The following is a 12,408-nucleotide window of genomic DNA, read 5'->3' as shown; positions in this document are numbered from 1 at the left end:
AAGCGTTCCGCTTCCCGGTTCACCGGCTTTCGAACAGAGGACAAAAAACATGGCACGAATTTACGACGACGTCACTCAGCTGGTAGGCGGTACCCCGCTGGTCCGCTTGAACCGCCTCACCGAAGGCCTGCCCGGGGATGTCGCGGTCAAGCTTGAGTTCTACAACCCCGCCAACTCGGTCAAGGACCGCATCGGCGTGGCCATCGTCGACGCCGCTGAGAAGGCCGGTGCGCTGCGTCCGGGCGGGACCATCGTCGAAGGCACCTCCGGCAACACAGGCATCGCCTTGGCCATGGTGGGCGCTGCCCGCGGCTACAAGGTCATTCTGACCATGCCGGAAACCATGTCCACCGAGCGCCGCGTCATGCTGCGCGCCTTCGGGGCAGAGATTGTCCTGACTCCGGGAGCTGACGGCATGCGCGGAGCCGTCGAGAAGGCCAAGGAGATCGTCGCCACCACCGACAATGCAATCTGGGCCCAGCAGTTCGCCAACGCGGCCAACGCCGAGATCCACCGCACCACAACTGCCGAGGAGATCTGGGCCGACACCGACGGCCAGGTAGACATCTTCGTAGCCGGCGTAGGCACCGGCGGCACCGTGACCGGTGTGGGCCAGGTCCTGAAGGAGCGCAAGCCCGGCGTGCAGATTGTTGCCGTGGAACCCAAGGACTCGGCAATCCTCAACGGCGGTTCCCCGGGCCCGCACAAGATCCAGGGCATTGGCGCCAACTTCATCCCCGAGATCCTCGACACTGAAATCTACGATGAGGTCTTCGACGCCTCCATCGAGGACTCCGTGTCCACCGCGCGTGCCCTGGGAACCCAGGAAGGTATCCTGGGCGGCATTTCCTCCGGCGCAATCGTCTGGGCAGCCCTCGAGCTCGCGAAGCGCCCGGAAAACGCCGGTAAGCTGATCGTGGCCGTTGTCTGCGACTTCGGAGAACGCTACATCTCCACCGTCCTCTACGACGACATCCGCGGCTAGCCAGCCGAGCCCGCATAGGCGGGTACCCCGAAGCAGAAAGTCACCCGTGAGTTTCCTGTCCCGCCTGCGCGAAGACCTCACCGCTGCCGCATCCCATGATCCGGCGGCGCGTGGATCCTTCGAGAACCTCGTTGTCTACTCAGGGCTTCATGCCATTTGGATCCACCGCCTGACCCACAGGATGTGGGCGAACCCGGCACTGCGTTTCCCCGCACGGGCCCTCTCGCAGTTCGCGCGTTTTGCCACCGGAATCGAAATCCATCCGGGTGCCACAATCGGCCGGCGGTTTTTCATTGACCACGGCATGGGCGTGGTCATCGGGGAAACAGCGGAGATCGGTGACGACGTTATGCTCTACCACGGCGTGACGCTGGGCGGACGGTCCCTGGCCAAGGTCAAGCGGCATCCCACCCTGTGCAACGGCGTCGTCGTAGGCGCCGGCGCGAAGATCCTGGGCCCGGTCACTATCGGTGCAAACAGCGCCGTGGGGGCCAACGCCGTCGTGGTTAAGGACGCGCCGGCGGACTCGATCATCACCGGTATCCCGGCGACGTGGCGCCACCGGGATCCGAAGATGAACCAGCCCGCCGTTGATCCGGCGGAGTACGTGGATCCGGCGATCTACATCTAGGTACATTTCGAACAGAACAAGCAAAAGGCCGGTTCCATCCCTGCGGGGATGGAACCGGCCTTTTGCTGTTCGGGTGCTAGTGGGTATCCACTGCCTCAACCTCGGAGTGGTCTCCGCCCCACAGGGTGTGGAAGGTGCCTTCGGCGTCCACCCGGTTGTAGGTGTGCGCACCGAAGAGGTCACGCAGGCCCTGGGTCAGTGCTGCAGGCAGCCGCTTGCGCCGCAGGCCGTCGTAATAGGCCAGTGAGGATGAGAACACCGGTACGGGGATTCCCAGCTGCACGGCTACGGAGACAACACGGCGCCAGGCCGGGACAGCGGCCGCAATGGACTCGGCGAACGCAGGAGCCAGCAGCAGGTTTGCCGGAGCCTTGCCGTCAGCGTAGGCCTTCATGATGTCGTCCAGCAGCTCGGCGCGGATGATGCAGCCGGCACGCCAGAGCGAGGCAATCTCATCCAGCTTCAGGTCCCAGCCGTAGGTCTTCGCTGCCCCGGTGAGCATGTCCATGCCCTGGGCGTAGCTGACCAGCTTGGAGGCGTACAGTGCCTGCCGCACATCCTCGACGAACGTCTCGGGGAGCTCGACGGCGGTTTCCTCGCCGGCGAGGATGCCCTGGGCTTCCTCGCGCTGGCCGCGCTGGGAGGAAAGGGCGCGGGCAAAGACGGACTCGGCGATAGCGGACACCGGTGAACCGAGGTCCAGGCCGGACACGACGGTCCAGCGGCCGGTGCCCTTTTGGCCGGCGGAATCCACCACGACGTCGACGAACGGCTTGCCGGTCCGTGCGTCTTTATGCGCCAGGACTTCTGCCGTGATTTCAATCAGGAAGGAGCTCAGCTGGCCCTTGTTCCACTCGGTGAAAATCTCGGCCTGCTCGGCCGGCTCAATTCCCGCCGCGGAACGGAGCAGGTCGTAGGCCTCACCGATAACCTGCATGTCTGCGTACTCGATGCCGTTGTGGACCATCTTCACGAAGTGTCCGGCGCCGTCAGTGCCAATCCAGGTGCAGCAGGGCTCACCGTTGTACTTGGCTGAGATCTTCTCCAGCATCGGGCCGAGCGAATCGTAGGACTCGCGGGAGCCTCCGGGCATGATGGACGGGCCCAGGAGGGCGCCTTCTTCGCCGCCGGAAACCCCTACGCCAACAAAGTGGAGATCCTTTTCGGCAAGCGCTGCTTCCCGGCGGCGGGTGTCCTCGTAATGCGAGTTGCCGGCGTCGATCACAATGTCGCCCGGTTCCAGCAGCGGGACCAGCTGGTCGATGACGGAGTCCACGGGACCTCCGGCCTTGACCATGATCAGTACGCGGCGCGGCTTCTCCAGCGAGTCAACCAGCTCCTGGAGGGACTCGGTGCGGATGAAGTCACCTTCGTCTCCGTGCGCCTCCAGCAGGGCGTCAGTCTTTTCGATCGAGCGGTTGTGCAGGGCCACTGTGTAGCCGTTCCGGGCCAGGTTGCGGGCGAGGTTGGCCCCCATCACGGCCAGGCCGGTCACACCGATTTGTGCGCTCAAGTTCACTCCAAGGATTCTTCAGGTGCCGCTGACGGCAGCACGGACTCGGCGTGTGTATACGCCGTCTTCAGCCTCCAGCCTATTCTCCCGGCGGAGCTGCCGCCACACGGCGCGGCGCGGAGGCCCGGCCCCGGAGCCCGCAGCGCATCCCGCACCGGCCTGTTCCGGCCGCTACACGCCTTCCACCGCGCTCAGCCGACCGGACCGCACAGCTTCGGCAAAGGCCTGGTAATCACGTTCATTCTGGTCCGCGTAACGTTCGCAGAATGCAGCAGCCGCCTCATCAAATTTCGTGCCCCGGCCAAGATAGGCTGCCATTGCCACCGGATCCCCCGTTCTTGCGTGGGCCCGCGCCAGCGTCCAGCCGCACAACTGTGCATAGAACTCCATGCCAAGGGGCCGCATCGCTTCCACCGCCGCGGCACCTTTCATGTCCCGCAGCTGCCGCCAGTACATGAACCGGTTGGCCTGCACTCCTTTGGTCCAGCCCAGGAACGGGTCGCTCGCAGCCTGCATGCTGCGCTGGCCCTGGACAATGCGTTCGCCCGGCTGCCGGTACTGGCTGCCGGGAAGGTGGTCTTCCAGCACGGACGGGGTCGCCTCCTTGACCTGCAGGAAGAGCGGGTCACGCGAATCGCGGCCCTGCAGCAGGACAATGAAGGAGCGGGTGCCGACGCTGCCTACCCCCACCACCTTGCGTGCTGCATCGACGAATTCGAAACGTTCCAGGAGCTGTCTTCGGTCGTCCTGGAGCGTGTCCCGATATGACCTGAGCTGCTCGTGGACGGCCCGCCGAAGCTCGCCGGCCGACATCCCGAAGGAAGCATGAGCGTCCCGCGCCGGAATGACGATGGGTGGCTGGCTGACTATGCGGTACTTCCCGTCCACCAGTTCCGCCAGTTTGGACAGAGCCTGCAGGCTGTCCCTGGAGCGCGCCTTGAGAACAGTCTTTTCTGCCATGAGACCGGCCTGTTTGGCAGCTTTCTTCCGGCCGCTTCCCTTGCTGCTGCCCACTGCCAGCTGGATGGCTTTGAGTACATCCTGTTCCTCCAGCCGGGCATACCAGATTTCCAGGATGCCCATCGTCGCAAAGCGGAGCATCGCTTCGCGGTAGGACCGAAGGGCCGCCGTGGTTATCAGGTGTGCCTGTCCGGGGCTGAAAAGATTGTTCCTGGCTGCGATCGTGAAGCTCGCTCCCATCCGCAGTACGTCGTATTCGAAAGGCCCCGGAAGGGTCTCGTCGAAATCGTTGAGGTCAAACAGCATGCGCCGTTCAGGCGAGGCGAACACCCCAAAGTTGGACAGGTGCGCGTCCCCGCAGAGCTGGACGCTCAGCCCGCTCCTGGGAATGTCTTTGAGGTCGGAGGCCATGATCTTGGCCGCTCCGCGGTAGAAGGTCAGGGCTGAGGCGATCATGCGGCCGTGCCGGACCGGCACCAGGTCCGGTTCCCGGGTAAGGTTTTGTTCCTCCAAAAGCGCCACCGGGTCCCGCCTTCGGGGAGCAGGGACCCAGTTTCCATGAACTGACCGCGGCGTTTTTTCCCGCCGTGTCCGGCCATTGTCCGTACGCGCTCCGACGCTCAGATGACTGGTTCTGGTCCTGACCATGATCGGCGACCTCTCGCAGGCTTGTGGTGCTGTCCGGGCCGAAGGCCGGCGGCGCTGCCGCACCGCAAACAGCCCCCACAGAATACCGCCCTGATCCAGTCTGCGGGAGACCCTGCGGAACCAGCGGCATCCGGCAGGAAGGCAACCTCTCCCCCGCCTGTGCACGGCGGAACCCTATACGGGCCGGGCACGGTCTCGTAGCTTGGGTGCCAGAACAGTTTCCGCGGGGCCGCACGACCGCGAGGAACTGCAGGCACGGGAGGAACAGCATGATTGCGTTACTGCTCGGTTCCGCAGCCCTGATCCTGCTCAGTGCCTTTTCCGGCCCGCTGGGCCGCCGGGGCGTGACATCAGCCATTGCATTCGTTGTATCCGGGCTCATCCTTGGGCTGGCGCTTGGCGATCAGCTGGGGATATCGCTGGAAACCCACTCTGTTCTGCGGGTAGCAGAGCTGGCGCTGGTATTCCTGCTGTTCAACGACGCCGCACGCCTGGATCTGGGGGCGCTTCGCCGCAGCCCGGGCTGGCCCGCCCGCCTGCTGGGGCTGGGGCTCCCGCTGACGCTGCTGCTCGGCTTCGCCGCCGGGGCGGTCCTGCTCCCCTCCCTTTCCCTCTCGAGCGTCTTTCTTCTCTCGGCCATGCTGTGCGCCACCGACGCCGCCCTGGGCCACCGGGTAGTGGAAGATCCCTCAGTCCCGGTTCCGGTGCGGCGGGCACTGAACGTGGAAAGCGGATTGAACGACGGCATCGCGGTACCGTTTTTCCTGGTCTCCCTGGACATCACAATGTCCGTGCTGGATGACAGCGTGCCCTCCGCAATTGCTGCCGCGCTGGCCCAGCAAATCGGCTGGGGACTGGCCGCAGGGGTGCTTATCGGCTGCACCGGCGGGTACCTGCAGCGTGCGGCTGCCAGGCGCGGATGGTTCGAAACCCGCTGGCGCCAGCCATGCACGCTGGCCGTGGCCCTGGCCGCCTACGCTGCGGCAGTAACCCTGGGCGGGAGTGCTTTCCTGGCGGCCTTTGTGGCGGGGCTGGCCTTCCGGCTGGCGCACGGCACCGGTGACGGCGAAGCCACCAGGTTCACGGAAGAAACGGGTGGCATTCTTGCGGCGGCGACGTGGATGATCTTCGGTGCCGCTGCCATTCCCGCTGCCCTGCCCCACATCACCTGGCAGATTGTCGTCTACGCAGTGCTCAGCCTGACGGCAGTGCGGATGCTGTCGGTCGGAACGGCTATGGCCGGAACCGGGGCGCCGTGGCAAACGCTGGCGTTCCTGGGCTGGTTCGGTCCCCGCGGACTTGCCTCTGTGGTGTTCGCAATCCTCGCCTTTGAACGCGGCACCCCCGCTGCCGAGACGCTGCTGACCGCAGTGGTTGTCACTGTGGGGCTTAGTGTGTTCGCCCACGGGTTCTCAGCCAGGCCGCTGGTTGCGGCATACCACCGGTGGACTGAATCCGGTCCCGCCGACCGGAGGCCGTCTGCGCGGAGCGAGTGAGCTAGCCTCCTGCTCCCAGTTCCCAGCGGTTCACAATCGCCGCAGCCCCCTCCAGCACGGTGATGCCCTGATCCAGTGTCTCTGTGCCCGCTGTAAGCACAACGATGCTGTACTCCGAGCCTGCCCCGACCACAAAGCCCGAGCTGGAAACGTTCCAGGCCAGGAAATCGTCCTGCAGCCAGCCGTTCTTCAGCCCAACTTGGGCCAGCGGGTCCAGGATGCCGGCGCTGATCCCCCATGCCTGCTCCGGAACGACGCTTTCCAGCAGCTGGACGGCGTAATCCTGCAGCCCTGCGCTGATCCAGTCCACCCCGCGGGCCACCGCCGTAGTGATCCTCAGCTGGTCCTCCACGGTGGTTTCATTGGCTCCCCAGACCTCGCTGGCCTCTGTGCCGCTCACACCCAGCAGACCGTAGGTCCGCTGCAGTTCCCCGGCCCCGCCCGTCCGCGCATACAGCTCATCGGTAGCCGCGTTGTCACTCTGGCAGATCATCAGTTCAGCCAGCTCCATCTCCTCGGCCGTCAGTTCGCGGTCCTCTTCCGTGGCCTGGCGAAGCAGGGTGAGGAGAATCGGGACCTTAACCAGGCTCGCTTCGAGGTATCTGCCGTCCGGCTGGTAGGACCAGGCGCGGTTAGACCCGTACTCGTAAATGGCGACGGAAAAATCGGCGCCGGTCTCCGCCGCATAGCGGTCCAGTTCCATGCGCAGCGCCAGTTCCGGTTCAGAGCTGGCCGACGGCGTTGCCGGGCTGCCCGGCACCGTAACGGACTGCGGTGCGGGCTGGCCCGTGCATCCGGTGATGGCAGTGGAGAGCAGCCCTGCACTGAGCAGGAGAGCTGCCGCAGGTTTGAGGAGGTCAGTGCGCAAAGTGCCTTAATCTTTCAGCTGCTGTTGGTCAGCGGTGTGAAAGCCACACCCTTTTCCTTGATAGCACCGGAATCTTTGAGTTCGGTGTGCGGCCGCTTGGCACACCTGGGAGTCTGTCCAAACGCGTGCCGGGCACGAAAAAACCCGCCTGCGGATTTCTCCGGAGGCGGGTTTTGCCGGTGGGTCCTACCGGGATCGAACCGATGACATCCACGGTGTAAACGTGGCGCTCTACCAGCTGAGCTAAAGACCCAAAGTGACCCGTTATGCCAGCGGGGACAAACCCGGCCAGCGCCGCATCACGAGGAATTACATTACCGGATCATTCCCCCGTTCGCCTAATCAGTGTCTCTGGCGTGGTTTTCGGACCGCGGGCCGGGATCGGGCAGGTTCCGTGCAAGGTACTGCAGGGCCGTGCCTACGCCCATGTCGATCTTCAGATCGGCCAGGTCGTCCCCGCGCGTCTGCCCGCGGTTAATAATGACCACCGGCTTGCCTTCCTTCGATGCATGGCGGACAAACCGGAGCCCGCTCATCACCGTCAGCGAGGATCCGGCCACCAGGAGGGCACCGGCGTCGTCCACGGCGGCATAGGCCAGCCGGACGCGTTCCTTGGGGACGTTCTCACCGAAGTACACGAAGTCCGGCTTCAGCATGCCTTCGCACACGGGACAGTCCGCGACGGTGAAACCTTCGGTGTCCGTGATCTCCGCATCGGCGTCAGGTGCTATGTCGCCCTCCGCCGCAACTCTTTCCAAATACCCGGGGTTTAGCCGTTCCAGCAGCCTGGCCAGGCCCTCCCGGGTGTAGACCGATCCGCAGGAAAGACAGACCACACGGTCGAACCGTCCGTGCAGGTCAATGACCCTGATGCTGCCCGCGTCGCTGTGCAGGCGGTCCACGTTCTGCGTAATGACGCCGGTCAGCAGTCCGCGTTCTTCCAGATGGACCACCGCTTCATGCCCTGCGTTGGGCACGGCATGCCGGAGATGGTGCCAGCCCACGTGGTTCCGGGCCCAGTACCGCTGGCGCATCACCGGATCCCCGACGAACTGCTGATAGGTCATGGGGTTGCGCGGCGGGGCGTCCGGTCCGCGGTAGTCGGGAATCCCTGAGTCGGTGCTCAGGCCGGCACCGGTCAGCAGTGCGATCCGGCGGCCGGAGAGGAGGCCGACGGCGGCATCGAGCTGGCGGCGCTCGGCTGCGCTGGGTTCCGCGGAGGCCTCGGACGCTTCACGCGTGACGAATCCGGTCAGCCCCGTTCCACGGGATACAGGCTCAGCCATCTCAGCTCCGTTCCACGGAGGACAGATCCGCGAGTGCCCGGACATAGTCGCCGGGGCTGCGCGGCATGTCCAGGTCCGAACGCAGGATCTCCTTCACCGTGTTGTCTACTCCGATGATGAAGCTGGCCCGCGCCGCCATCCCCCGGTCTTCCTGGAATACGCCGTAGCTGCGTGCAGCCGCGCCGTGCGGCCAGAAATCCGAGAGCAGGTCAAAGTCCCAGCCCTGCTCGGCGGCCCATGCCCGCAGGGAGTACTTGGGGTCACAGGAGACTGCAAGGAGCCGTGCTCCTGCGGTCCGGAACTGCGGCTGCAGGGCGGCAAGCTCATCCAGCTCGCCCAGGCAGACGCGGGAAAAGGCAAACGGATAGAAGACCAGCACCGCCGGGGCGCCGGCCAGGTCCCCGGACCTTACCGTTTCCCCGTACTGGTTGGGGAGCTCGAAAGCCGGAGCCGGGTCCCCAATGCGCGGAACCCCTGCTGCAGCAGATACCAAGCCGGCTACTTCTTCCTGCGGCTGACCAGTCGGGTGGCTGCCCAGTCCTGGCTGACGCCGGGAGAGGTGGTCACGTGCAGCCCGGCCGTCGGTGCCGCTTCTTCGATGTCTGCCGGCGGAACATATCCGTCCCGGCCGGACTTGGGGGTCAGTACCCACACAACGCCGCCGTCGTCGAGCGTGGTCAGGGAATCTACCAGCGCATCCACGAGGTCGCCGTCATCGGACCGCCACCACAGGATCACTCCGTCAACAACCTCATGGTCGTCCTCGGTAAGGAGCTCACCGCCGGACAGCTCTTCGAGGTCCTCACGGAGATCGAAGTCCACGTCCTCGTCGTAGCCGAATTCCTGAATCAGGTCGCCGTCTTTGAAACCCATTCTTTCCGCCACGTTTTTCTCTGTGACGGCATCGGCCTCGCTCACTTCACTCCTCCTGGTTGACTGCATAAATACAAGGGAATCACATCTTGGCCCGAACTGCCCTTTTCCTGACTCAAGGGAACACCTTTAACCGGCAAGCTTCAAGGGTTCCACGGACCGGGAACGGCCTTCGCCGGGAAGGCTACGCAAGCCGCGGCTGCCGGTCTACAGTGGCTAAAAGGACACGCACGGCGGGTACCCGCGGCGCGTATGTCCCCGGCATCCGGCCGACCGCGGAAACGTCCCCGCAGGCAAAGGACCCCCGCAGCGGCAGGTTCCAGGCACCACCTGTGCATAGGAGAGTTTCGTGGCCGCAGAAGACAAGACGGATATCCTCAGCGGGCTCACCGGCCAGCTGCCCGACAATGATCCCGAAGAGACCTCCGAATGGGTCCAGTCCCTGGATGACCTGATCCGCACCGAGGGAACCGAACGGGCCCAGTTCATCATGCGCACGCTCCTGCAGCGGGCCGGTGCGCATTCCGTAGGCGTTCCCATGGTGACCACCACGGACTACGTGAACACCATTCCGGTGGACCAGGAACCCGATTTTCCCGGCGACGAGGAGATTGAACGGAGGTTCCGGGCCTGGATGCGCTGGAACGCTGCAATCATGGTGCACCGGGCGCAGCGCCCGGGCATCGGCGTCGGCGGCCATATCTCCACTTTCGCGGGTGCTGCCACCCTCTATGAAGTGGGCATGAACCACTTCTTCCGCGGCAAGGATGCCCCCGGCGGAGGCGACCAGGTCTTCTTCCAGGGGCACGCTGCGCCGGGAATGTATGCCCGCGCCTTCCTCGAAGGACGGCTGACTGAAGAGGACCTGAACGGGTTCCGTCAGGAGAAGTCCCGCGAAGGCCACGGCCTTTCGTCCTATCCGCACCCGCGGAACATGCCGGACTTCTGGGAGTTCCCCACCGTTTCCATGGGCATTGGTCCCATGAACGCGATCTACCAGGCACAGCTGAACCGCTACATGGACAACCGCGGCATGAAGGACACCTCCAACCAGCACGTCTGGGCGTTCCTGGGTGACGGTGAGATGGATGAGCCGGAATCACGCGGCCTGCTCCATGTGGCGGCCAACGACAAGCTGGACAACCTCACCTTCGTAGTGAACGCAAACCTGCAGCGGCTGGATGGTCCGGTGCGCGGCAACGGCAAGATTGTCCAGGAACTCGAGGCGTTCTTCCGCGGTGCCGGCTGGAACGTCATCAAAGTTCTCTGGGGCCGCGAGTGGGACCCGCTGCTCGCCGCCGACGACGACGGCGCGCTGGTGGACATCATGAATTCGACGGTCGACGGCGACTACCAGACCTACAAGGGCGAGTCCGGCGGGTTTATCCGCGACCACTTCTTTGGGAAGAGCCCGCAGACCAAGGCCATGGTGTCCGGTCTTTCCGATGACGACATCTGGAACCTGAAGCGCGGCGGGCACGACTACCGGAAGGTTTACGCGGCCTATAAGGCGGCGCTGGAGTTCAAGGGAAAGCCCACCGTCATCCTGGCCCATACGGTCAAGGGCTACGGCCTCGGTCCGCACTTCGAAGCGCGCAACGCCACGCACCAGATGAAGAAGCTCACCCTGGATGACCTCAAGCTGTTCCGGGACTCACTCCGAATCCCGATCACCGACGAGCAGCTCGAAGCGGACCCGTACCAGCCGCCGTACTACAACCCGGGGCCGCAGGCACCGGAGATCAGGTACATGCTGGACCGGCGCCGTGAACTCGGCGGGTTCCTCCCGGAACGCCGCACGGACTACAAGCCGATCCATCTCCCCGGAGAGAAGTCCTACGAGGTTGCGAACCGCGGCTCCGGCAAGCAGCTGGCGGCCAGCACCATGGCGTTTGTGCGGCTGCTCAAGGACCTGATGCGGGACAAGGAGTTCGGTATGAGGATTGTGCCGATCATCCCGGATGAAGCCCGGACGTTCGGCATGGACTCGTTCTTCCCGACGGCGAAGATCTACAACCCCCAGGGCCAGAACTATCTTTCCGTGGACCGGGACCTGGTGCTGGCGTACAAGGAATCACCCCAGGGCCAGATTGTGCATGTTGGCATCAACGAGGCCGGGTCAATAGCGGCCTTCACCGCCGCGGGCACCTCATACGCAACGCAGGGCGTGCCGCTGATTCCGGTCTACATCTTCTACTCGATGTTCGGGTTCCAGCGCACGGGGGACTTCATCTGGGCAGCAGCTGACCAGATGGCCCGCGGATTTATGGTCTCCGCAACTGCCGGCCGCACCACCCTTACCGGCGAAGGCCTGCAGCACGCCGACGGCCACTCCCCGATCCTGGCCTCCACCAACCCCGCGGTGAAGACCTACGATCCGGCCTATGGCTACGAGATCGGCCACATTGTGCGCCAGGGCCTGGATGACATGTACGGTCCGGATTCCAAGGACCCGAACGTCATTTACAACATCATGGCGTACAACGAACCGATCCTTCAGCCCAAGGCACCGGAGGATCTGGACGTTGAAGGTGTGATCCGGGGTATCTACCTGCTCTCCCCCGCGTCGATTGACGGGCCGCGCACCCAGCTGCTCGCCTCCGGTGTCGGCGTGCCGTGGGCGCTGGAAGCCCAGCGGCTCCTGGCCGAGGACTGGAAGGTTTCGGCGGATGTGTGGTCGGTGACTTCGTGGAACGAACTGCGCCGCGATGGCCTGGCTGCTGAGGAAGAAGCCTTCCTGCACCCCGATGAGGAACCCAGGGTGCCGTTCGTAACCCAGCAGATGGCCGGTGCGACCGGTCCGGTGGTGGCAACTTCGGACTACATGAAAGCCGTTCCGGACCAGATTCGCCAGTTCCTGCCAAACGAGTTCGCGTCCCTGGGCGCTGACGGGTTCGGCTTCGCCGACACACGGGCTGCAGCCAGGCGTTTCTTCAAGATCGACAGCCACTCCGTGGTGGTCCGTGCCCTGGAAATGCTCGCCCGCCGCGGCGAAGTCGATTCCAAGGCACCCTCCGAAGCGATCAGCCGGTACCACCTGCTGGATGTCACCAAGGGCACCAGCGGCAACGCCGGGGGTGACGCCTAGGCCCGACGGCGGCAGGGCGGGAGACTCACAGTTGTAGCCTTCACACAAAATGGAGGTTGG

At 64.5% G+C, this 12,408-nt stretch carries 10 protein-coding genes and 1 tRNA gene; 4 read left to right on the top strand and 7 right to left on the bottom strand.

Annotated features, from left to right (window positions below; translation table 11 throughout):
- Positions 1–49 precede the first annotated feature (49 nt).
- Positions 50–985, top strand: a complete 936-nt coding sequence (gene cysK / locus AO716_RS10685; RefSeq protein WP_055242150.1) for a cysteine synthase A — start codon at positions 50–52, stop codon at positions 983–985.
- A 46-nt stretch (positions 986–1,031) separates the two neighbouring features.
- A complete protein-coding gene (gene epsC / locus AO716_RS10680; protein WP_055240841.1) occupies positions 1,032–1,616 on the top strand; it encodes a serine O-acetyltransferase EpsC in 585 nt (194 codons plus the stop codon).
- Between the two features lie 76 nt (positions 1,617–1,692).
- On the opposite strand, the gene gndA is transcribed toward epsC, so the two are convergent.
- Both gndA and AO716_RS10670 read right to left on the bottom strand, forming a co-directional pair.
- Entirely contained in the window at positions 1,693–3,129 is a 1,437-nt protein-coding gene (gndA, locus tag AO716_RS10675) for an NADP-dependent phosphogluconate dehydrogenase (protein ID WP_055242148.1), read from the bottom strand.
- 171 nt (positions 3,130–3,300) lie between these two features.
- On the bottom strand, positions 3,301–4,611 hold the full coding sequence (locus tag AO716_RS10670; protein WP_235472061.1) for a DUF2252 domain-containing protein: 1,311 nt from the start codon (positions 4,609–4,611) through the stop codon (positions 3,301–3,303).
- 395 nt (positions 4,612–5,006) lie between these two features.
- On the opposite strand from AO716_RS10670, the gene AO716_RS10665 reads away from it, so the two are divergent.
- Positions 5,007–6,233, top strand: coding sequence for a cation:proton antiporter (locus tag AO716_RS10665; protein WP_055240839.1), 1,227 nt, complete (start codon positions 5,007–5,009; stop codon positions 6,231–6,233).
- 1 nt (position 6,234) lies between these two features.
- Here AO716_RS10665 and AO716_RS10660 read toward each other — a convergent pair whose 3' ends face one another.
- The 5 genes from AO716_RS10660 to AO716_RS10640 form a co-directional block, all read right to left on the bottom strand.
- On the bottom strand, positions 6,235–7,101 hold the full coding sequence (locus tag AO716_RS10660) for a serine hydrolase (protein ID WP_055240838.1): 867 nt from the start codon (positions 7,099–7,101) through the stop codon (positions 6,235–6,237).
- 180 nt (positions 7,102–7,281) lie between these two features.
- Positions 7,282–7,354: transfer RNA gene (locus AO716_RS10655), tRNA-Val, on the bottom strand.
- Between the two features lie 85 nt (positions 7,355–7,439).
- Positions 7,440–8,387: an NAD-dependent protein deacetylase gene (locus AO716_RS10650; RefSeq protein WP_055240837.1), complete on the bottom strand. Its 948-nt coding sequence runs from the start codon at positions 8,385–8,387 to the stop codon at positions 7,440–7,442.
- Position 8,388: 1 nt separating this feature from the next.
- On the bottom strand, positions 8,389–8,880 hold the full coding sequence (locus tag AO716_RS10645) for a peroxiredoxin (protein WP_152969945.1): 492 nt from the start codon (positions 8,878–8,880) through the stop codon (positions 8,389–8,391).
- Between the two features lie 5 nt (positions 8,881–8,885).
- On the bottom strand, positions 8,886–9,305 hold the full coding sequence (locus tag AO716_RS10640) for a DUF3052 domain-containing protein (RefSeq protein ID WP_055240836.1): 420 nt from the start codon (positions 9,303–9,305) through the stop codon (positions 8,886–8,888).
- A 304-nt stretch (positions 9,306–9,609) separates the two neighbouring features.
- Between AO716_RS10640 and aceE the strand changes: the two genes are divergently transcribed.
- Entirely contained in the window at positions 9,610–12,348 is a 2,739-nt protein-coding gene (gene aceE, locus AO716_RS10635) for a pyruvate dehydrogenase (acetyl-transferring), homodimeric type (protein WP_055240835.1), read from the top strand.
- Positions 12,349–12,408 lie beyond the last annotated feature (60 nt).

The sequence above is a fragment of the Arthrobacter sp. Edens01 genome (assembly GCF_001307035.1).
In the GTDB taxonomy this organism is placed as follows: Bacteria; Actinomycetota; Actinomycetes; order Actinomycetales; family Micrococcaceae; genus Arthrobacter_B.
Note: the sequence above shows the minus strand (reverse complement) of the source record. Positions and strands in the feature narration are given on the sequence as shown.